Origin of the sequence: Polynucleobacter hallstattensis, from assembly GCF_018881835.1 — a bacterium.
GTDB lineage: Bacteria > Pseudomonadota > Gammaproteobacteria > Burkholderiales > Burkholderiaceae > Polynucleobacter > Polynucleobacter hallstattensis.
This window is the reverse complement of the sequence record NZ_JACVPO010000001.1, coordinates 323426-345304: the sequence shown is the minus strand read 5'-3', so window position 1 is coordinate 345304 and position 21879 is coordinate 323426. Positions and strand designations below refer to the sequence as shown.

21 protein-coding genes, 1 tRNA gene and 1 pseudogene are annotated in these 21879 nt (G+C 46.2%); 8 read left to right on the top strand and 15 right to left on the bottom strand.

The window, feature by feature from the left end:
- Positions 1–3: 3 nt before the first annotated feature.
- The 3 genes from ICN26_RS01755 to ICN26_RS01745 are packed head-to-tail and all read right to left on the bottom strand — an operon-like array spanning position 4 to position 2737.
- Positions 4–1161, bottom strand: a complete 1158-nt coding sequence (locus tag ICN26_RS01755; protein WP_216266370.1) for a glycosyltransferase family 9 protein — start codon at positions 1159–1161, stop codon at positions 4–6.
- Positions 1162–1181: 20 nt separating this feature from the next.
- A complete protein-coding gene (locus ICN26_RS01750) occupies positions 1182–1961 on the bottom strand; it encodes a glycosyltransferase family 2 protein (protein ID WP_216266367.1) in 780 nt (259 codons plus the stop codon).
- On the bottom strand, positions 1958–2737 hold the full coding sequence (locus ICN26_RS01745; protein WP_216266365.1) for a glycosyltransferase family 2 protein: 780 nt from the start codon (positions 2735–2737) through the stop codon (positions 1958–1960). Before ICN26_RS01745 ends, ICN26_RS01750 begins: the two co-directional genes overlap by 4 nt.
- A gap of 10 nt (positions 2738–2747) precedes the next feature.
- Here ICN26_RS01745 and msbA point away from each other — a divergent pair, with 10 nt between their 5' ends.
- The gene (msbA, locus tag ICN26_RS01740) at positions 2748–4511 is read left to right on the top strand and encodes a lipid A export permease/ATP-binding protein MsbA (RefSeq protein ID WP_216266363.1); all 1764 of its coding nucleotides are present in this window, start codon (positions 2748–2750) and stop codon (positions 4509–4511) included.
- Positions 4512–4518: 7 nt separating this feature from the next.
- On the opposite strand, the gene rng is transcribed toward msbA, so the two are convergent.
- The 8 genes and pseudogenes from rng to ICN26_RS01700 all read right to left on the bottom strand — a co-directional run bounded on the left by rng (position 4519) and on the right by ICN26_RS01700 (position 11219).
- Positions 4519–5982 carry a ribonuclease G gene (gene rng, locus ICN26_RS01735; RefSeq protein WP_216266361.1) on the bottom strand — a complete coding sequence of 488 codons (1464 nt, stop codon included), beginning with the start codon at positions 5980–5982 and terminating at the stop codon, positions 4519–4521.
- On the bottom strand, positions 5979–6602 hold the full coding sequence (locus ICN26_RS01730; RefSeq protein WP_216266358.1) for a Maf family protein: 624 nt from the start codon (positions 6600–6602) through the stop codon (positions 5979–5981). Before ICN26_RS01730 ends, rng begins: the two co-directional genes overlap by 4 nt.
- A 7-nt stretch (positions 6603–6609) precedes the next feature.
- A complete protein-coding gene (rlmH, locus tag ICN26_RS01725) occupies positions 6610–7053 on the bottom strand; it encodes a 23S rRNA (pseudouridine(1915)-N(3))-methyltransferase RlmH (RefSeq protein WP_215356126.1) in 444 nt (147 codons plus the stop codon).
- 13 nt (positions 7054–7066) lie between these two features.
- Positions 7067–7453: pseudogene (rsfS, locus tag ICN26_RS01720) on the bottom strand (ribosome silencing factor); the annotation flags it as partial.
- Positions 7454–7507: 54 nt separating this feature from the next.
- Positions 7508–8212, bottom strand: coding sequence for a nicotinate (nicotinamide) nucleotide adenylyltransferase (gene nadD, locus ICN26_RS01715; protein WP_216266356.1), 705 nt, complete (start codon positions 8210–8212; stop codon positions 7508–7510).
- On the bottom strand, positions 8213–9124 hold the full coding sequence (hemF, locus tag ICN26_RS01710) for an oxygen-dependent coproporphyrinogen oxidase (RefSeq protein WP_216267617.1): 912 nt from the start codon (positions 9122–9124) through the stop codon (positions 8213–8215).
- A gap of 50 nt (positions 9125–9174) precedes the next feature.
- Positions 9175–10452, bottom strand: coding sequence for a phosphoribosylamine--glycine ligase (gene purD / locus ICN26_RS01705; protein ID WP_216266354.1), 1278 nt, complete (start codon positions 10450–10452; stop codon positions 9175–9177).
- A 47-nt stretch (positions 10453–10499) separates the two neighbouring features.
- On the bottom strand, positions 10500–11219 hold the full coding sequence (locus tag ICN26_RS01700) for a YebC/PmpR family DNA-binding transcriptional regulator (protein ID WP_216266352.1): 720 nt from the start codon (positions 11217–11219) through the stop codon (positions 10500–10502).
- A 141-nt stretch (positions 11220–11360) separates the two neighbouring features.
- Here ICN26_RS01700 and ICN26_RS01695 point away from each other — a divergent pair.
- The 4 genes from ICN26_RS01695 (at position 11361) to ICN26_RS01680 (ending at position 14414) form a co-directional block, all read left to right on the top strand.
- Positions 11361–11445: transfer RNA gene (locus ICN26_RS01695), tRNA-Leu, on the top strand.
- 118 nt (positions 11446–11563) lie between these two features.
- Positions 11564–12463 carry an L-threonate dehydrogenase gene (gene ltnD / locus ICN26_RS01690; RefSeq protein ID WP_216266350.1) on the top strand — a complete coding sequence of 300 codons (900 nt, stop codon included), beginning with the start codon at positions 11564–11566 and terminating at the stop codon, positions 12461–12463.
- The gene (gene otnK / locus ICN26_RS01685) at positions 12454–13722 is read left to right on the top strand and encodes a 3-oxo-tetronate kinase (RefSeq protein ID WP_216267616.1); all 1269 of its coding nucleotides are present in this window, start codon (positions 12454–12456) and stop codon (positions 13720–13722) included. Before ltnD ends, otnK begins: the two co-directional genes overlap by 10 nt.
- 8 nt (positions 13723–13730) lie before the next feature.
- A complete protein-coding gene (locus ICN26_RS01680; protein WP_216266347.1) occupies positions 13731–14414 on the top strand; it encodes a class II aldolase/adducin family protein in 684 nt (227 codons plus the stop codon).
- Between the two features lie 19 nt (positions 14415–14433).
- On the opposite strand, the gene ICN26_RS01675 is transcribed toward ICN26_RS01680, so the two are convergent.
- The 4 genes from ICN26_RS01675 to lptF form a co-directional block, all read right to left on the bottom strand.
- Complete coding sequence (locus ICN26_RS01675; protein ID WP_216266345.1) at positions 14434–15411, bottom strand: Bug family tripartite tricarboxylate transporter substrate binding protein; 978 nt, start codon at positions 15409–15411, stop codon at positions 14434–14436.
- Positions 15412–15494: 83 nt separating this feature from the next.
- Entirely contained in the window at positions 15495–16436 is a 942-nt protein-coding gene (locus ICN26_RS01670) for a CysB family HTH-type transcriptional regulator (RefSeq protein ID WP_216266343.1), read from the bottom strand.
- A gap of 62 nt (positions 16437–16498) precedes the next feature.
- Entirely contained in the window at positions 16499–17653 is a 1155-nt protein-coding gene (lptG, locus tag ICN26_RS01665) for an LPS export ABC transporter permease LptG (protein WP_216266341.1), read from the bottom strand.
- Entirely contained in the window at positions 17650–18765 is a 1116-nt protein-coding gene (gene lptF / locus ICN26_RS01660) for an LPS export ABC transporter permease LptF (protein WP_216266339.1), read from the bottom strand. Before lptF ends, lptG begins: the two co-directional genes overlap by 4 nt.
- 124 nt (positions 18766–18889) lie before the next feature.
- Between lptF and ICN26_RS01655 the strand changes: the two genes are divergently transcribed.
- From ICN26_RS01655 to lgt, 3 genes are read left to right on the top strand one after another with little or no spacing between them, the layout of a single operon-like run.
- Positions 18890–20485, top strand: a complete 1596-nt coding sequence (locus ICN26_RS01655; protein ID WP_439650719.1) for a leucyl aminopeptidase — start codon at positions 18890–18892, stop codon at positions 20483–20485.
- 3 nt (positions 20486–20488) lie between these two features.
- A complete protein-coding gene (locus ICN26_RS01650) occupies positions 20489–20953 on the top strand; it encodes a DNA polymerase III subunit chi (protein WP_216266337.1) in 465 nt (154 codons plus the stop codon).
- Between the two features lie 19 nt (positions 20954–20972).
- Positions 20973–21770: a prolipoprotein diacylglyceryl transferase gene (gene lgt / locus ICN26_RS01645; protein WP_216266335.1), complete on the top strand. Its 798-nt coding sequence runs from the start codon at positions 20973–20975 to the stop codon at positions 21768–21770.
- Positions 21771–21879 lie beyond the last annotated feature (109 nt).

The window sequence follows — 21879 nt, the reverse complement described above, 5'->3', positions numbered from 1 at the left end:
GTTTTATTTCTTTATAGCGCTTTGTAGTGCTTGAATCACTTGGTTTGGCTCTAGCTGGTCCAAGCATTCGCTTTTGCTACTTGCACGATCCTCGCAACCTGCTTTGCGGCAGGGGACGCATTCACCAGGCCCTTGTAGGATTGTGACGTTACCAACTGTCTGCGAGCGAGCTCTTAACTGATATGGCTGTTCACCAACAAAACCATTAGGCCATGGCCCAAAGTTGGTGGGTGGTGTTGGACCGAATAGGGCAATGGTGGGCGTATTGCATGCGGCTGCTAAGTGCGTAATAGAGGTGTCTACTCCAACATAAGCGATCGCTCCACGAATGAGTGTTCCCGCCTGTGGGATAGTGAGCTGGCCCGCGGTATCAACGACATGTTTACGGACTTCTTTATCAAGCAATGAAAGAATATCTTGATTGAGTTGTAGATCTTGCTTTGCGGGAGATGCGCTCAGTACCACTTGCCACCCTTGTTTTGCAATCCATGTCAGCAATGTTTGCCAATACGCAAGTGGCCAACGCTTATATGCGGTTAAAGGCCCGGGGTGAACCACTACGTAAGGCGAGTGAAGTTGAGCGGCAATGCTTGGGGTAATCGGATCACCAGCGGGAGCTGTTACCGAGATTGGTTTCTTAAATAATTCCAGTGGACTTTTATAAAAGATCTCGAGTAGACGAAGCTTTTCAGTAATGACATGTTGTGCAAAATAATTTACGTCAACTGTATGCAGGCTGATAGTTTTTTTCCAGGCATTTTGTTTGGCGCTCTTACTTTTCTTAGCTTTATCTTGCTCAGTGAGTCCTTGAGGATGGCCACCTAGTACACCCACTCGGTGATGAGCTGCTGCTAAGCCATAGAAATAGGCGCGATCACTGGGTTGCGTAACCACTGCTAAATCATAATGTTGAAAGAGTTTAAAAAATAAAGTGAAATATTCCCCAAGCTTGGGGCGATCTGAGGTTTCAATGATCTGAGCAATATCAGGATTGCCTTTGAGCATCTCAAGCTTACCGCGGTAGCCTAAGAAGTGAAATTCCGCATCTGGCCATAATTCACGTGCTTGTGAAATTAGTGGCGTAGTGACAAGGACATCTCCAATTTGGCGAGTCGCAATAAATAAAACTTTTTTAGGCTTGAGCGCTGAGAATGCAGTCATAGGGCTAATGTAACTGAATCCTACAGAGCTTTAGCCAGAATTTTTTCACGGACGCGACGCGCATTTTCTGCAGCATTGGATTGATCATTGATGCGGTGGTAGAGGTGCAAGACCTCAGTTGCCCAGGATCCGGATTTACGAATCAAGCCTTTGTTTTGAAGTCTGAAAACAAAATCAGCATCCTCGTGTCCCCAGCCTGTCATAGTCTCATCAAAGCCACCTATCGCCAGAGCGTCAGCTTTCCAACACGCCATATTGCAACCTTTAATACGACGCCAGACAAATTTTTTGTAATTACGCCAGGCGCCATTACCCAACTTGACTTTGAGGGGCCAGTACTTATTAATACCACCGGATAGTCGATAGCTTAATAGGTTATCGGTGAATTTCTTAAAATCCCAGTGGGGCCATGAAAGCAATTGCTTGCTGAGATCGTCGTTCAGTATGACACGGCTACCTGTTACTAAATGGCTCACCAGCGACAGTGCGCGATGTTGCGCAATAAAGTCGGGTTGAACAATGCAATCACCATCAAGAAATACTAGATATTCACCGGACGCTGCTTGAATGGCTTGATTAAGAATGCGGGTCTTACGAAATCCATGATCTTCTTGCCACAAATGAGTGATTTTTACTGGGAAATTTTTCTGGATGTCTTCTATGAGATCTTTGGTGTCTGTGCTTGAGCCATCATCGGCAATGATGATTTCAAAATGGAAATCTACTTGAGTACTAAGTGACTCAAGACAGAGTTTGAGGGCCTGCGGCCAGTTATAGGTCGCTAGAAGAACAGAGATCATTTACTGAGGGAGTTATTGGAGTTCGCTTCTTGGTGTAAATGCCACAACTTCATATAGCGATAGTAGGTTCCTTGCCCATTCGAGATTGCTAATGCAAAACCCTGAGGGCCGTCCAGAAAACCAAGTCGTATGAAGTAGGTACGAGTAAAAGCCCAAATACCATGAAGTACTGCAGTTAATGGACTACTCTTTTTACCTTTAGAAAATGCCTGCTCTGCTGAAGCTGTTGAATAGCGATCTAGTTTTTGGAGCACTTGTGAGTAGTTCATGAAGCTGAAATGCAGCATTGGATTCTCTAGCTTGGCTACTTGCCCATTAGGGATCAGCCGCTCATGAACCAGATCATCTGAGAAGCGGGCAGTTCCGCGCTTAAACAATCGATCTACATAATCCGGACTCCAGCCGGAATGTCGAATAAAACGACCGCAATACCAAGATAGGCGAGGAATTGCGAAACAGTCAACATGGGCTAAATGATGGATAGCCGTCAGAATTTCACTTCTGAGGGCGGGGGTGAGTCGCTCATCCGCATCCAAGGAGAGTACCCAGTCACCGGTGGCCAGGTCTAAGGCACGGTTTTTTTGGGTGCCAAATCCAGGCCAGTCGGCTGGCTGGCTAATAAGCGCCCCATGCTTTTTAGCGATTTCTAGGGTGTTATCGGTGCTATTGGTATCGACCACCACGATTTGCTGGGCAATCCCTTCTAGGGAGGCCAAACAATCGGCCAAATTGGCCTCTTCATTGCGAGTGATGAGTATGACGGATAAGGTGGGCATAATTCATTATATGAATGCTCAAGACCGTACCGCCCTAAATCGCTTAATTCAGTACCTCAAGCCCCATATTGGCTTGATTATTGGCTCTATATTGGCCATGGCGCTGGTTGCTGGTGCAGAAACCTCTATGCCGGCCCTCATGAAGCCTCTGCTAGATCGTGGTTTCACCGGTCAGATGGATCAAAAACTCTGGCTAGTACCCGTTTTCTTGGTCGGCCTAGCCTTTGTGCGAGGGATGGCGCAATTTTTGTCTAGCTATCTTTTAAATCGCGTGATCAATGCTGTTTTGCTGAAGATGCGTATGCAGATGTTTAAGGCATTACTGCATTCAAGCACGACGTTCTTTCAAAAGAACTCTGCATCCAGCTTAATTAATGCGGTAGTTTTTGAGGTGAATAATGCTCTCTCTATTATGGGAAGTGTGTTGATTAGTTTGGTACGCGATTCTCTTACCGTGATTGGATTAATTGGCTACTTGATTTACCTAAATTGGCAACTGACATTAGTAGTCTTGATGATTTTCCCAATTATTGCCTTCATTATTGGAAGGATTAATAAACGCTTGCGCTCACTGAATCGTGAGCAACAAACAATGACTAGCGAGCTCGCTTACATTGTTGAAGAATCTGCAGCCGGGTATAAGATCGTGAAGGTGCATGGTGCTGAAGAATACGAGATGGGTCGCTTTATGGAAAAAGCGGATCGTCTTCGTCAATTTGCCTTGAAATCAGCAGTTGCTGGCGGCTTGAATCAGCCAATTACCCAGCTCATTGCTTCTATGGCCCTTTCGATCGTCTTGGTTATTGCCTTGATGCAGTCTGCCACTGAGGGTACAACGGTTGGTGGCTTTGCCTCTTTTATTACTGCTATGTTGTTAGTGATCTCGCCGATTAAACATCTCGCTGATATTAATCAGCCTTTGCAACGCGGCTTAACTGCTGCGGAAATGATCTTCTCCCTTATGGATCAACCCTTCGAGGAGGATGAATCTCGCAAGGAGAATATGAAGCCTCTAAGCAAAGCCAAGGGCGCAATTCGGTTTGAAGACGTTGGTTTCTCATATCAGCAAGAGGCTGGACGTAAAGATGCTCTCACTGGCGTGTGTTTGAATATTAAGCCTGGTGAAGTGGTTGCCTTTGTAGGGCCGTCTGGCGGTGGTAAATCTACGCTAGTCAATTTATTGCCGCGTTTCTTTAGGCCGACCAGTGGACAAATTTTCTTGGACGACACTCCTCTTGAGAATATTGTGCTGGCTGATGTGCGTAAACAACTCGCTTTTGTGAGTCAGGATGTGATTTTATTCAATGACAGTATTGCGGCAAACGTAGCCTATGGCGCTACGGGTGCGGATGGCATTGATCGTGGACGTGTCATCGAAGCGCTTGAAGCGGCAAACTTATCTGCGCTCATGAAAGAGATGCCCGAAGGTATTGACACTCAAATTGGTGATAACGGCAATCGTTTATCAGGCGGTCAACGTCAGCGTTTGGCTATCGCGAGAGCTATCTACAAAGATGCGCCTATCCTGATTTTGGATGAGGCAACCTCGGCACTCGATTCCGAATCCGAGCGTCAAGTGCAAGATGCTTTAGAGCGTTTGATGGCCGGTAGAACTACTTTAGTTATTGCCCATCGTTTATCAACTATTGAGCATGCTGATCGGATTGTGGTGCTAGAGCATGGTCATGTGATTGAGAATGGTTCACACGAAGAGTTGATTGCTCAAGATGGTTTATATGCCAACTTGCATCGTATTCAGTTTTCGAACGCTTAATCAATCATTAGCTGAGAACAATATCGTACTGTTCTTGGCGGAAGCTGCCTTCTGCCTGAAGCTTGATGGGCTTAGCAATAAAGTCACCCAACTGTGCCAAGAACTGATTCTCCTCCTCGAGGAAAAGATCAATCACGTCGGGTGCGGCAACGATTCTAAATTCTCGAGGGTTAAATTGGCGATGCTCGCGCACAATCTCTCGCAAAATCTCATAGCAAACCGTTTGCGCAGTTTTGATTTCACCTTTACCTTGGCAAGTAGTGCATGGCTCACAGGTAATATGGGCTAAAGATTCCCGAGTACGTTTACGTGTCATCTCCACCAGGCCCAATGAAGAGAAGTCATTCACCGAGGTGCGAGCATGATCGCGTTCTAAATTGCGCTTGAGTTCGTGCAAAACCGATTCTTGATGGTCTTTGCTCAACATATCAATAAAGTCAATGATGATGATGCCGCCAAGATTGCGCAAGCGCAGCTGACGGGCAATAGCTTGGGCGGCTTCAAGATTAGTTTTGAATACGGTGTCATCAAGATTACGTGCGCCGACATAACTTCCGGTGTTGACGTCAATCGTAGTCATGGATTCTGTTTGGTCAATCATCAGGTAGCCACCCGATTTGAGATCTACTCTTCTGCCAAGTGCTTTATTAATTTCAGCATCAACATCAAATAAATCAAATAAGGCACGCTCACCACGGTGCAGTGTAAGCTTATCCAATAAATTTGGCATATACAGCGTAGCGAACCCTTTGAGTTTTTCAAAGTTCTCGGCTGAGTCCACCCGAATTTCTGTAGTTTCTTCGCTAGCAAGATCTCGTAATACACGTTCAGCTAGACTGAGGTCCTGATAGAGCAAGCTAGGCGCGGCCTTGTGATTTACGGCCTCACGAATCTTTTCCCAGGTTGTACGCAGGTAGTGCATGTCGTGCTTGAGTTCAGTATCACTGGCATCTTGTGCGCTAGTACGCACAATGATCCCACCTTTTTCGTCGGCGGGCATGAGTCCTGCAAGGCGCACCTTGATGGCTTCCCGTTCTTCTGGTTGATCTATTCTTTGGGAGACGCCAATATATTTCTCGGTGGTTACATCTGTACCAGCTGGTGGTAGATAAACCAAGTTTCGACCAGCAATACTGAGTTGGGTGGTGAGACGTGCACCTTTGGTTCCCAAGGGATCTTTCAGAACTTGCACTAAAACATTTTGGCCTTCAAAGAGCAGTTTTTCGATCTGAGCTTGAGGGTTATTTTGAGTAATGTCAGCAACATGCATAAATGCAGTGCGCTCTAGGCCGATCTCAATAAAGGCAGACTGCATGCCAGGAAGTACGCGCACCACTTTAGCCAAATAGATATTGCCGACGATACCGCGTTGACGTGTACGCTCAATCTGAAGCTCTTGAACAGCGCCTTGCTGAATTAGTGCCACCCGTGTTTCTTGGGGGGTGATGTTAATCAGAATTTCTTCGTTCATATGCGGGCGACTTTTGCAAAATCTAATAATTGGTTAACTTCGAAAATGGGTAATCCCATGATACCGCTATAGCTGCCTTTAATAGAAGGAATAAAAGCCCCACCAAGACCTTGAATGCCATATGCTCCAGCCTTACCAAAAGGTTCGCCACTCTGAATGTAGCTCTCAATTTGAGCTTCAGTTAGGCGGGCAAATTCCACTTCAGATACTTGTACCAAACACAATGGATTTATTTTGGGATCAGTTGTGAGTGCAACTGCAGTTAAAACCTGATGCGTTTGACCGCTGAGCATTTTTAGAATACGCGTGGCATCAGTAGCATCATTTGGTTTTCCGAGAATTTCACCATCTGGATTGCTAGGTAGGCTGACGGTAGTATCTGCACACAAGATAGGCGCCCAAGGCTTACCGCTTTTTTGCCACCTGGCTAAGGCAATAGCACTTTTGGCAAAGGTAACTCGTTCAACGTAAGTGCGCGCCTTTTCATTAGGAAGGGGTGTCTCAAGGGTTTCCGTATCTTCACCAGGTGCTGCAACCAGCATTTCAAAATTGACGCCAATCTGTTTGAGTATCTCTTGGCGTCGTGGACTTTGTGAAGCAAGGTAAATGTAGGGGAACATCAATGATTTACTCGCGGTGATAGGGGTGACCTTGCAAAATAGTCCAAGCTCGATAGAGTTGCTCAACTAACAAGACTCTAGCCATAGCATGGGGTAACGTTAGGCTTGAGAGGCGCCACATCGCTTGAGCATTCTCTTTGAGGCTGGGATCGAGTCCATCAGCACCACCAATCAAAAAGGTAATATCAAAACCTTCCTGTCGCCAGCCTGCTAACTGGGTAGCTAGATTTTGCGTGGTCTGATCTTTGCCACGCTCATCCAGTGCAATCACCCGAGAGCCTTTCGGAATAGCCGCTGCAATTTTGACGGCCTCTTTGGCTGGACTGAGATCAGGCTTGATCTCTTTAATTTCAATGCTGCAATCTGCGGGCATGCGCTTAATGTAATCATGGGTTGCAGTTGCAACCCATTCTGGCATTTTGTGGCCAACAGAAACAATCGTTAAACGCATTGCTAAAGCATTACTCTTCGTCGTCGGGTTCGCTTGCCTTCACAAGACCCTTGTCCGCTGCCAATTTGACGCGAACTGGCTTAGCACCCCACATACCTTCCAATTGGTAATAAGCGCGCAGTGCAGGTTGCAAAATATGAACCACGATATCGCCGCAATCGACGAGTACCCATTCACCAGTCTCCAAGCCTTCAACGGAGATCACTTCTCCGCCTTTAGCGTTCACAGCTTCTTTAACTGACATGGCCAACGATCTAGTCTGGCGGTTGGAGGTACCGGTGGCAATGATTACGCGATCAAATAACTCGCTGAGTTTAGTGGTGTCATAAACGCGAATATCTTGTGCTTTGACATCTTCCAGGGCGTCGATCACGACACGTTGTAATTTAGTTAATTCCATAGTTTATTTAATATTTTTCTGAGATTTTTGTATATAAGGGTGATCTTAGCCTGATTACTTGTACAGACCTAAATTTGTAATGATTTCTAAAGCGTGAGCGGGAATCTGCTTAAATGCAATTTCCTCACGAGATGCGCTTTTAAGTTGATTTCGAAGTTCGGTAGAGGAAAGGTCAACCGATAGACTGTTATCTAAGTAGATGCGTCCAAACAGACTTTTTTCAATGGCATTTGCATCAATACATTGATGCTTTTCTAATAAAGCCTTAATTTCAGGGCTGATTTGGGTAGACAGTTCATGGTTGGGCCTGCTAACAACCGCGAAATTTACTAGGCCCAATAATTGATCCCAAGACCTCCAGGAAGGAAGATTAATAAAAGAGTCTGCTCCCATTAGCCAAGTTAAGTTGACCTGAGGCCCAAAACGATCTCTCAGGGCTTTGGCTGTATCGATCGCATAGCTTGGACCTGCACGATCAATTTCGATGCGATCAACCCCAATTTGAGTTGGTATTTTTAGATACAGAAGTGCCCTGGCTAAATCAGCGCACGCCGCTTCAGTGAGCTCAAGGCGAATTTCCGCTGGCGTGATGCCAGAACTTTTTTGCCAAGGCTCGCCACTGGGGATGAGGAGCAGAGTGTCAAGGTGCAGAAGCTTTGCAAAATGCATGGCCAGTTTGAGGTGACCAAGATGGGGTGGGTCAAACGTACCGCCTAGAATGCCAATTTTTTTTAGGGTAACCAAATGTTCTGAGATCATTTAGGCAAGCCAGTCGCGTGGCTTAAGGTAGTAGTCGTAAAGCTTTGCTTCTGGTGTCCCTGGTTTTGGCTGCCAGTTGTACCACCACTGCACTACGGGTGGCATAGACATCAAAATAGACTCTGTGCGCCCGCCAGAGTGCAGGCCAAAAATGGTGCCTCGGTCAAATAATAGGTTGTACTCCACATAACGTCCACGACGGTATTCTTGAAATGCTTTTTCTTCTGAGGTGAAGCTGTCTTGATAACGACGCTCCACAATCGGCAAGTAAGCTTCAATAAATGCATCGCCAACTGCACGCGTCATGGCAAAGCTCTGCTCAAAACCCAGTTCATTGAAGTCGTCAAAGAACACGCCACCAATACCGCGGGGCTCTTCACGATGCTTAAGATAAAAATATTCATCACACCATTTTTTGAATTTAGGATGCAGCTCTTTGCCAAACGGGTCTAAAGCATCTTTAGCGGTTTGATGAAAGTGTTTACAGTCCTCATCAACGCCATAGTAGGGGGTAAGATCAAAGCCGCCTCCAAACCACCAAACGGGCTCTTTATCGGGAGCTTGCGCGATAAAGCAACGCACATTCATATGGGTGGTTGGCACCTTGGGATTGTTTGGGTGAAAGACCAAAGAAACGCCCATGGCTTCAAAACTACGTCCAGCGACTTCTGGGCGATGGTGTGATGCTGAAGGAGGCATTTGATCCCCGCGAACATGAGAAAAGCCCACGCCACCTTTTTCTAATATATTGCCGCTATCTAAAGTACAAGTACGTCCATAACCCCGCAGCTTGCTATCTTCAGGCTTTTCCCAAGCATCCACCACAAAGGCTTTGCCGTCGAGCGTACTCATTGCAGTAGTGATGCGATCTTGCAGACCTAAAAAATAAGATTCTAGTTCTGCAATATTAATTTGAGTCTGTTCAGTAGATGACAAGGATGAAAAGTCCTTCGTAGTTAGAGTTATTTCACTGCCCGATAGCCAATATCTTTGCGATATTGCATGCCATCGAATTGGATCTGAGCAATCGCTTCATAGGCTTTTTGTTGCGCACCGCGAACGGTATCCGATAGACCCACGACGCACATCACACGACCACCCGAGGTGACGAGCTTCTCATCCTGTAACTTTGTGCCAGCATGAAAGGTGAATTGATCTTCAGTATCAGCAGGGATGCCCGTAATGACATCGCCATTACGCGGAGTATCGGGATAATTGTGAGCTGCCAATACCACGCCTAGAGCGGTACGACGATCCCACTCCAGCTCCACCTCATTGAGTGTGCCGTCAATAGCATGATCAAGTGCGTTTACGAGATCGCTCCGCAGGCGAGCCATGATTGGCTGTGTTTCTGGATCGCCCATACGGCAATTAAATTCTAAAGTCTTAATCTTCCCATCGGGGGAAATCATGAGACCCGCATAGAGGAAGCCAGTATATGGAATGCCATCAGCCTCCATGCCTTTAACTGTCGGCATGATGACTTCGCGTAAGGCGCGTGCATGAATTTCTGGGGTAACCACTGGAGCAGGGGAGTAAGCCCCCATGCCACCAGTATTGGGGCCTTGATCAGCATCGAGCAGGCGCTTGTGATCTTGGCTAGTTGCTAAAGCTAAAACATGTTTTCCATCAACAAGAACAATAAAGCTCGCTTCTTCACCAGTCAGAAATTCTTCAATGACTACGCGTGCGCCAGCATTCCCCAGTTTGTTATCAGCCAGCATCATGTCGACAGCTGCATGAGCTTCATCTAAATTCATTGCCACAACTACACCTTTGCCTGCAGCCAGACCATCCGCCTTAATAACGATGGGCGCGCCCTTAGCATTAATGTAAGCGTGAGCCTCTAATGCATTTGAAAAAGTCTGATACTCCGCTGTTGGGATACCATGGCGTTTCATAAATGCTTTAGAGAAATCTTTGGAAGACTCTAATTGGGCTGCTAACTGAGTAGGTCCAAAGATGCGCAAGCCATTGTTGCGAAATACATCCACAATACCGGCAGCCAATGGCGCCTCAGGGCCCACTACGGTGAGGTGAATCTTTTCACGTTTAGCAAAGTCCGCCAATTCTTGAAGGTCTGAGATCGGTAGGTTTTGAATGCCGGCTGCATTTTGTTTTGCAGTGGCCGTACCGCCATTGCCCGGGGCTACATATACGGTTTGAACTTGTGGAGATTGCGCTAGCTTCCATGCCAATGCATGTTCACGACCACCAGAACCAATTAAAAGAATTTTCATAAAGGGCTAAAAGATGTATTAATAATTAGTGTTAAAAAGCTGGCCGATTACAAAGAGGCGTTCGTAAATACTTCTTGAACATCATCCAAGTTCTCAAGCGCATCTAATAGTTTTTGCATGCTCTCTGCTTGATCACCTTCGAGTTCAGTTTCAGTTTCAGGGCGCATTGTCACTGTTGCTAGTTCTGCTTTTAAGCCCGCTTGGTGAAGTGCATCCTGTACCTTAGGAAATTCAGGCACTGGGGTGAGTACCTCAAATGAACCATCATCATGAGTGATGACATCTTCTGCGCCAGCATCTAGCGCGATCTCCATGAGTTGGTCTTCGTTGGTGCCTGGCGCAAACAACATCTGACCGCAGTGTTTGAACATAAAGGCAACCGAACCTTCGGCGCCCATATTGCCACCATTTTTTGCAAATGCATGACGTACTTCAGCAACAGTGCGGGTGCGGTTATCGGTTAAGCAATCAACAATGATGGCAGCCCCATTAAGGCCGTAACCTTCGTAACGAATTTCTTCGTAGTTAACGCCTTCCAGGGAACCGGTACCGCGCTGAATTGCCCGTTGCACATTGTCATTAGGCATATTGGCATCTTTAGCCTTGTCGATCGCAAGGCGCAAACGGGGATTTGTAGCGATATCGCCACCACCTAATTTAGCTGCAACCGTAATTTCTTTAATGAGTTTGGTCCAAATCTTCCCGCGCTTTTCGTCTTGACGTCCTTTGCGGTGCTGAATGTTGGCCCATTTCGAATGGCCGGCCATACGGGTAAGTCCTTTTGAGTAATGTGGCTTGAAGAACCTATTTTAAGGTCTTCTGAGGCTAAGAATCGGGGTCCTACAACTTTTTTGTTACACTCTCACCTCTTAGTAAGCTTCAATGCAGTATTTCCACTGCAAACACCTGCCCCGGTGATGGAATTGGTAGACGTGCCGGACTCAAAATCCGGTGCCGCAAGGCGTGGCGGTTCAAGTCCGCCCCGGGGCACCATCTCCCCTCTTTTTATTTCTAAGCCCAGTCCAATTAGGTGCTTAGGCTGCCTTTGCTATGATTATTGCCATTAAAAGCTTCTCTCAAGCATAAAAAATAAACTAAACGAGATTAAATAATGAAAAAAGTAGGATTAATCGGCCTGGGTGCAATGGGTTCTGGCATGGCCTCATCTCTCCGTAGGGCGGGTTTTGACTTATACGTATTTGATGTGCGTTCAGATGTTGCTCGTCGGTTTTGTGATGCTGGAGGTACTTCCTGTAATTCCATTGAAGAACTCGGCTCAATTTGTGACGTAGTTGTTTCAGTGGTGGTGAATGCCGCTCAAACTGAAGAAGTTTTGTTCGGCTCGTCAACAAGTCCTGGCTTGGTCAATTCATTAAAGCCCCAAAGTGTTTTCGTGATGTGCTCTACAGTAGATCCGAATATTTCGATTGCATTTGAGTCCCGTCTCGCTGAAAAAGATATTTTGTATGTCGACGCCCCCATATCTGGTGGAGCGGCAAAAGCTGCCTCTGGTGAAATGACAATGATGACTTCTGCCAATGCCACCGCTTATCAGCTAGCTAATCCTATCCTTGATGCAATGTCAGGGACTGTTTATCGTTTAGGCGATAAGGCAGGTATTGGCAGCAAGGTGAAAGTTATTAATCAGCTTCTTGCAGGCGTTCATATTGCAGCTGCTGCCGAGGCGATGGCGCTAGGTTTGCGAGAGGGCGTGGATGCAAATGCACTCTACGAGGTGATTACCCATAGTGCTGGTAATAGCTGGATGTTTGAGAATCGCATGGCACATGTGCTGGCAGCTAACTATGAGCCTTTATCTGCGGTGGATATATTTGTTAAGGATTTGGGGATTGTTCTGGATATGGCTCGTGCTAGTAAGTTTCCCTTGCCGCTTTCATCGACTGCGCACCAAATGTTTATGCAGGCATCGACCGCTGGTTTTGCGAAGGAAGATGATAGCGCTGTCATTAAAATTTTCCCTGGTATCGAGTTACCGAAAGCATCACAGTGAGTATTTTGTTAGGGTGCATTGCGGATGACTTTACAGGCGCCACCGATTTGGCTAATAACCTGGTGCGAAATGGAATGCGTGTTGCGCAAGCCATTGGCATTCCACAGTGTGGTTTAAATGCTGATTTAGATGCAGTTGTAGTAGCGCTCAAATCTCGAAATCTTGAGCCTGAGGATGCAGTAGCTCAATCATTAGAGGCGTTGGAGTATCTACTTGCACAAGGAGCGCAGCAGATCTTCTTTAAATATTGCTCTACGTTTGACAGTACCCCCAAGGGAAATATTGGTCCGGTAACAGAGGCGCTGATGGCAGCCTTAGGGACTGACTTTACGATTGCAACCCCGGCTTTCCCGGATAACGGGCGGAGTGTCTTTAAGGGTTATTTATTTGTTGGGAACCAGCTTTTAAGTGAGTCTGGGATGCGTGATCATCCTTTGACTCCAATGACGGATGCAAATTTAGTCAGGGTGATGCAGGCTCAATGCAACCATCGAGTTGGATTAATCGAATACCAAGACGTTCTTGCTGGTGCCGAAGCAATCTCCTTGAAAATGACCCACTTGAAATCATCAAATACTCAAATTGCAATTGTGGATGCAGTTACCAATGATGATTTATATCGCATTGCGCCAACACTAAAAGATTTGCCTCTCATTACTGGGGGCTCTGGTATTGCCGTTGGACTGCCCGCTAACTTTGGTATTGACGCGCATCCAGGTTCTAGCAAGCTTCCGCCTGCTAGCGGATATCGGGCAATTATTTCGGGTAGTTGTTCACAGACTACCAATCTTCAGGTTGATCATTTCAAAAATTTAGGCGGAGCCACTTTTGCCGTTGATCCACTTGTACTTAATCAGAAGTCTACAGAGCAATTGCTCAAAGAAATCTTAGCTTGGGCAAAAGCACACCTCTCCTTAGGTCCCGTCTTAATTTACTCATCTGCAAGTCCTGAAAAAGTAAAAACAGTGCAATCACTGTTGGGGATTCAAGAAGCGGGAAGTGCCGTAGAAAATCTTTTAGGTTTAGTTGCTCAAGGTTTGATTGATCTGGGCGTTGGGCAATTGCTAGTTGCTGGAGGGGAGACCTCAGGTGCATGTGTAAAGGCCTTGGGTATCGATCAAATGCAGATTGGTCTCCAAATTGATCCTGGTGTCCCTTGGTGCTACGCAGTGGCTCGGAATCAACCGCTGCATCTTGCATTGAAGTCCGGAAACTTTGGCGCGCCAGAGTTTTTTACAAATGCTTTCTTGAAATTGTGAAAACTAAGATGACCGAACAAATCGCTAGAGAAGAAATTTGCAGGATTGGTAAAAGCTTATTTGATCGATCCTACGTTCATGCTACTGCAGGCAATATTAGTGTTCGCCTTCAGGATGGATTTTTAATTACACCCACAGATGCTTGCCTTGGTTTTCTGGACCCTGCTCGATTGTCGAAGATCGATATACAGGGGCGCCAAGTTAGTGGGGATAAAGCCAGCAAGACGATGGCCTTGCACTCTGCTATTTACAGTAAAGCAAGATTATTTGATGCTGATATATCTTGCATTATTCACACGCATAGCACCCATTGTGTAGCCTTGACACTGGAATCTCAGCCCTGTGCGGATGTTGAACCACGTGCCGAGTTATTGCCTGCGATCACACCCTATTTTGTGATGAAAGTAGGGCATGTGCCCTGCATTCCTTATGCTAGCCCCGGCTCTACCAAAACTATTGAATTTGTAGAGAGGGCAATTGCATCTTATGGGGAAGCTGGGACGCCTTTGCGCGCTTGTATGCTGTCACGTTTGGGTCCGTATGTTTGGAATAGTTCGCCTACCTCTGCCATGGCTACTCTAGAAGAACTGGAAGAGACAGCAAAACTTTTTTTCTTGAAAAAAAGCGCGATTAATCCACTTACAGATGTGCAGTTAAATGAATTGCGGACCGCATTTGCAGTCCACTGGTAGTTGCTTAAAGTGAATTAAATTAATCTAATTCAATTTTGGCGTAATCAACCACCTTTTTCCATCTTTGGGCATCAGCCTTAATAAATTCAGCTGACTTTGCTGAATTCATGAAATCGACCGTAGCTCCAAGTCTAGAGAGTGAGTCAACTACTTCTTTTTGAGCCACTGTTTTTTGAATACTATTTTGTAATTTCACAGCAATATCTGTCGGCACACCCTTGGGTGCAGCGATGCCAAAATAGGCTGTTACCTGGAAGTTAGGAAAGCCTGCCTCTTGCATTGTCGGAACTTGTGGGAGCGCAGGATTTCTGCTGGTGCTGGTCACAGCAAGCGCCTTTAACTTTCCGCTTTTAATTAATCCAAGGGCTGGCGGAAGATTATCAAACATAAAGTCGATATCTTTAGACACTAGTGCCACATTCGCTAAAGATGATCCTCGATATGGGATGTGAACAACATAAATACCTGCTTGACTCTTTAGCATCTCTGCGCTCAGATTTAGGGAGGTGCCATTGCCATTGGAGCCGTAATTCATCTTCCCTGGAGACTCTTTTGCGCGCTTGACTAATTCAGCTACTGAATTGATGCCGGAGTCTGGATTAACAAGCAACACGTTCGGTAGTTGCCCAAAAATAGCAATCGGTTCGATGCTGCTTGGGTTGTAGGGGAGATTTTTGTAAAGTGCCGGACTAATGGAAAGCGGAGGAGACGCCATCAACAAGGTATATCCATCTGGAATGGCTTTTGCAACCTCTGCGGCACCGAGATTACCTCCTGCACCCGGCTTATTCTCCACAACAATGGTTTGCCCAAGATCGGTTGAGAGCGCTGGTGTAATTAAACGGGCAACGTTATCGATCAATCCGCCTGGTGGGAAAGGCACGATAAGTTTGATAGTCTTGTTTGGATACGGCGTCTGTGCAAAACCGATGCTTGATACCGCCAGCATTAAAAGGAAGGCATATTTCTTAAGGTTCGATGTCGGGTGATTTTTCATAAAGGCTCAATTAGTTTTGCGAAAAAAGTATGTCAATTTATAAGTCAAAGAGTAGCACGAAGTAGTGTGTGTTTATTTGAAGTTTAAATTTCGTAGGTTTCGGATTCACTGTTCATGGCCTGCTCAACGATTTTCTTGGTGAGCGTGGGTGAGAATAGTTCAATGAAGGTGTACACGAAAGAGCGTAAATAGGCGCCTTGCTTTACACCCAGATGCGTTACATTGCTGCCAAATAGATGGCTAACCGGAATGACTTTGAGGTTACGATCTCGATCTGCATCGTAGGCCAAGCCAGCAACAATTCCTACGCCCATCCCTGTTTCTACATAGGTCTTAATGACGTCTGCATCAATCGCCTCCAAAATAATATCGGGACTGAGATTGCGTTGTGCAAAAGCGGCATCAATCTTGCTTCGACCTGCAAATGCTTTGTCGTAGGTAATTAGCGGGTACTTCGCAATTTCTTCTAGGGTGATCGTAGATTGATTGAGGAGCGGGTGGCTCAATGGCACCATGACGACGTGTTGCCACTGGTAGCCTGGAAGTGCCAGCACGCCTGGGGTGTTGGCAATCCCTTCGGTGGCGATTGCGATATCAGCGCGATCATGAATGAGCAGCTCCGCAATTTGACCTGGACTGCCTTGCTGAATACTTACCCGTACCTTAGGAAAGCGTTTTGTGAATTCAGTCAGCACCTTAGGCAAGGCATAACGAGCCTGAGTGTGGGTGGTAGCAATCACAAAGTTACCTTGATCTTGGCTAGCAAAGTCTTTACCAACCCTTCTTAGAGTTTCCACTTCATCCAAAACGCGCTCAATTGAAATCAGGATGCGCTTGCCGGGTTCGGTGAGGGAGCGAATGCGCTTGCCGTGGCGTCGGAATATTTCTACGCCAAGCTCATCTTCCAGCTCAATAATGGCTTTGGAAACCCCGGGCTGAGAGGTAAAGAGTGCCTTGGCGGCCGAGGTGAGGTTAAAGTTCTGTCTTACAGCTTCACGCACAAATCGAAATTGATGCAGATTCATAGGGATTCCATTCTTTATATCGACTGCGATATAGGAATCAAATTCTATATGATTTTGAGGTATTAAGCTCTAGATACCCAGCGCAAACCCACTATTGCCAAAATGAAATACACCAATGGGGGTGTGAGGGCAGTTAGCAACGCTGGCCATGATCCTAAAAGCCCCACATTTGAGAAGAGGGAGTTGAAAAGCTGGAAACTCATACCCAGCATGATGCCGCCAAATACCTTGATGCCAACGCTGCCTGCCCGAACCTTTAGGTAAGCAAATGGCAGGGCCAGTGCCAGCATGACAAAAATCGTAAATGGATAAATTACTTTTTTCCAAAAAGCAATGGAGTGCCTTTGCGCATCTTGTTTGTTGTCTGTTAAGTGAGAAATGAAGCGACCCAAACTAAAGATCGACATTTTTTCTGGGCTGACTAAAAGTACGCTCAAAATTTGTGGAGTGACTTCAGAATTTAGACTGATGATCGGGTGAACAAAAGTTTGCGCTGAATAGACTGGGTTTAGGGGATCCGCTTGTTTTGTTTCCTTAAAGCGAGTTTCGGTGACGTCATCCAGAATCCAAGTTCCAGTTTGATCAAAGCGTCCGGATACGGCACTTCTAATAGAGAGCAGGCGATAGGCATCATCAAACTCATACATGCGGATATTCTTGATTTCGTTATCCCGCTCAATCTTACCAACGTTGACATAGCGAACTCCTGGCCTAATTGGCCCACTACCATCCTCATCACGTAAGCGATCTTTAACCCACACCCCAGTTTTAAATTGCGAGCTATAGGATGAGCCCAAAGCCTTCATGCGAATTTGATCAGATAGGTTTTCGGTGTAAGGCCCAAGCCACTCACTCATCACGAGCGTCACAATAATTAAAGGTAATGAAATCTTCGCTAGGGTGCTTAAGCCCCTGCGCATATCCAATCCCGCAATACGTAAGATGGTGAACTCAGATTGGCTTGCCAGCATCGCAAATACATAGATGCTTCCAATCAAACCAGCGATGGGAATGATTTCAGAAATGCGGCTTGGTGCTTTTAATAAAACATGTAGCAAGGCTAGTGGCAAGGTGTATTGACCTTTAACTGTGCCAAGCTCACTCAGGATGTCAAAAAATAAGAACAGTGTGACTAAGGCAAATAGGATGAAACCAAAGGCGGCATAAATTTGCCTGGCTAAATAGCGTTCAAAGATATAGGGAAACAGATATTTCATCTATTGGCCAAGAACGAGGGTAGTTGACGTCGCCACCACTTCAGAGACGGGTTGATGCGATTGCGAATGAGTAAAAAAGCGATGCCAAAAGCGAGGGCATGTATAGGCCAAGCCGCCACCAAAACATTTACCTTGCCTTGCGATACAAAGTTTTGCGTGAGGTTTAAGAGGTTGCTATAAATAAGGTAAATCAATACCGCATAAAACATTGCCGTGTAATTACCTAGCCTTGGATTGACATAGGCAAGCGGAATGGCGATTAGCACTAGTCCGAGTGCCATTAGAGGCAGACCAATTCTCCAAAGTAATTCAGCATGATTAGGATTAGCAGCGGCCGCATTGGGGTCATTTAACAACTCAGATACCGATTTTTCACGATCACGCGGCGCTGGATCGAGCGCGCTCTTGTTTTGGATGTTGGTGCTGTATTGGGCGAACTCCAGAATCCTAAAATCAGGCTGCGTTGGAACTCCTTCGTAGCGGCGGCCATTATTTAACACTATGGATTTACCGCCACCCTTTGCATTCTCAATAAATCCAGTGGAGGCAACGGCAACACTCAGGCGACCATTTTTGGTTTCTGCGGCAAAGATGTTTTTCACTTCGCTTTTATCAACATCCAACTCTTCAATAAAAAATACGCGCTCGGCTTTGGCTGACTCTCTAAACTGGCCTGCAGCAACCATAGAGACATCACTTCGTTGCTGAAAGCGCTGGCTGATGATGGTGGATTCGCGATTAGCCCAAGGCCAAACAAAGAGGGCTAAAAGGGAAATGATGACAATCAGCGGCGTTGCAAAGCGCAGTATGGGTCGAATGAGGCTGGCAATACTCAGGCCGCTAGCAAACCAAACAATCATTTCTGAATCTTTGTACCAACGCACTAGCACCATCAGAACGGCCACAAAGAGGGAGACTGTCAAAAGTACGGCCATATAGCCAAGAGTGGCCAGCGCAATGAGGACGAGTGCATCCTCTGGATTGACGGCACCATTGGCTGCAAAGCCCAGAATTCGGATAACCAGAGTGGTAATCATGATGGTAACCAGGACCAAAAAAACACCACCAGTCGTAAAACTGAGTTCGCGGCGAAGGGCTTGGTGAAAAATCATGAATAAATGGTGAGTTCACTGTTATTGGCTCAATCAAGATGTGAACCTGTATCTCGGAGGATAATGGATAAACACCCATTTTTTTCCTTGAATTGACTTAAAAATACCTCAAGACATGATGACTATCCAATTTAGCACCAAGATTTTCACGCAAGCTGATCTGAATAACCCTAAGCAGCTGAAAGCAGGCCTTGCCACTTTAGTGGCGCAGAGCTCCGACTGTTTGGTTTTAGCCTACTCAAAGGCGGACTTAGATGCTTTAGCGAACGCCAAATCCAAATCTGGACTTTTAGTCGAGTTGGATCGTCTGCTTGGTGGTTCTGTTACCCACGCCAATCTCGTTGGTGACCTTGATGCTCAGCAGGCCTCGACCTGTGTGATTCGTGCTGAAAAATCTTGGGTCTCATCTGGAGTGAAAGTAAAACGCATTCTTTTGGTTTCTTTGGGTGACATTACTCCCTCTAGCGCACGAAGTTTGAGCTCATATTCAAAAATTGCGCGCGCCGCATTGAAGCAACTCAGCGGCGGCTCCATCCAAAGTGCTTTGTGGTTTATTCCAAGTTTCGCTTTGGGCCATCGCGCAGAGTTCATTGCCGAAGAAGTCCGCTTGACCATTCAGTATGCTGGTGATCAGGCGTATCGCTTTGGGGTTCGCCAACCGGCGATGAAGTTCAAGGTCAAAGATAAAGCAGATACTTTTAACCATCTCACATTTGCAGGAAATGATGCTTGCGCTAAAGAGCTCAAGGCTGCAGTTCCAGAGGCTGCTGCAATGGTTGAGGGTATGAACTTAGCTAAAGATTTAGGTAACTTGCCTCCCAATATTTGTACGCCAACTTATTTGGGTAAGGCGGCGCAAGGCTTAAGTAAGAAGGCTGGCTTAAAGGTTGAGGTTTTAGGTCGCAAGCAAATTGAAGCCTTAGGTATGGGTTCATTTTTATCTGTTGCCCAAGGTTCTGATACGCCGCCACAATTTATTGTGATGCGTCACCTGGGTGGCAAAGTAGGAGAGGCTCCAATTGTGTTGGTGGGCAAGGGTATTACTTTTGACACTGGCGGTATTTCTCTTAAGCCTGGTGAGGCGATGGATGAAATGAAGTACGACATGTGCGGCGCTGCATCTGTCATTGGCACGATGTACGCTACAGCTTTGATGAAGTTGAAAAAGAATGTCATTGGCGTGATTCCGACTTGTGAAAATATGCCTTCCGGTAACGCCACTCGCCCTGGCGATATTGTAAAGAGTATGTCGGGGCAAACGATTGAGATTCTCAATACCGACGCTGAAGGACGCTTGATCCTGTGTGATGCCTTAACTTATGTTGAGCGCTTTAAGCCTAAAGCGGTAATTGATGTAGCCACCTTAACTGGCGCCTGCATCATTGCATTGGGTCATGTACATAGCGGCGTTTTCTCTGATGATGAGGGATTAGTCAGTTCACTCACGAAGGCAGGTCATGCCTCTTTAGATACTGTGTGGCGTTTGCCGTTGGATGCTGCTTATCACGAGCAGTTGAAATCGAACTTTGCAGATGTGGCTAACATAGGTGGACGTCCCGCAGGGAGCGTGACTGCAGCCTGTTTCTTATCGCGCTTCACCGAGAAATATAAATGGGCTCACTTAGATATCGCAGGTACTGCATGGAAGAGTGGCGCCGCGAAAGGTTCTACTGGGCGCCCAGTTCCCTTGCTTGTAAATTACTTGCTAGAGCAAAAGTAATTCATGGCTCGGATTGATTTTCATAGCAATGTTAGCGATAAGCTGGAATACGCTTGTCGCTTAGCACGCAAGATCTGGAGTGCTACCCCCGTTGGTGAGCCTGTTCGCAATATTGTGATGGTGGGCGAGAAAGCGGCTCTCAAAAAGTTAGATGAATTACTGTGGGCATTTAGTGCGACAGATTTTTTGCCCCATTGCTTGATTGAAGATGAGGTGGCAATTGATACACCCATTTTGCTGGCAGATGATTTTCTGTCACCTGCTTTATCCCATCTTCCCCATGCAGATGTATTGATTCATTTGGGCATGCGTATGCCTTCTGACGTTCCAGGTTTGCTTGCCCGCTTCCCTCGCATCGTTGAGGTTGTGACTATTGATGAAGCGGAGCGCCTTGCTGGTCGTGAGCGCTATAAAGCATATCGTGACTTAGGTCATGAGTTGCATAACTTCGATCAATCTAAAGCTTGATTATTTTGCGTCACATAACATGTTGATTCATCCCGAATTTGATCCTGCCGTAATTCGCATTGGCTCATTTGCCATTCACTGGTATGGCTTGATGTATCTCTTGGCGTTTGCTCAATTTTTATTGCTGGGTCGTTTGCGCATACGCGCGCCGAGATACCAATCTCTAGGGTGGTCATATAAAGATCTAGAGGATCTTTTATTTGTTGGTGTTTTAGGCGTAGTGCTTGGTGGACGTTTGGGTTACACCCTGTTTTATATGCCAGGCTACTACTTTGCAAACCCTTTGAGTATTTTCAAGATTTGGGAAGGCGGTATGTCTTTTCATGGCGGGCTCCTAGGTGTGTTGCTTGCTTTGCTCTGGTTTGCTTATCGTCGCAAGGTTTCATTCTTTGTGGTGAGTGATTTAGTTGCGCCATTAGTTCCATTTGGCTTAGCGTTTGGCCGCTTAGGTAACTTTATTAATGGCGAGTTGTGGGGAAGGCCGACAGACTTACCTTGGGCTATGGTTTTTCCAATAGTTGACACTATTCCCCGTCATCCCTCCCAGATTTACCAGTTTCTTGGTGAGGGCATTTGCCTGGGCATCATTCTCTGGATTTACTCCAGTAAGCCGCGTAGGGTAGGGCAGATTTCAGGCTTATTTTTGTTGGGTTACGGTGTTTGCCGTTTCTTGGCGGAGTTTGCTCGAGAGCCAGACGCCTTCTTGGGGCTCCTGGGTCTTGGTCTCTCGATGGGTCAGTGGCTTTCTGTGCCTATGATCATTTTCGGAATTTACCTTATAGTGAGAGTAAATACGAAAACAGGCGCTTATCAGTAGTTAAAAATCCGATTTTCTAGGCCTTTTGTAGTTAATTTTTCGAAATTAACCGGATTCCTCGGAAAAGCATTGAACTTTCACTGATTCCGCCTAATTTCAGACCATTTCC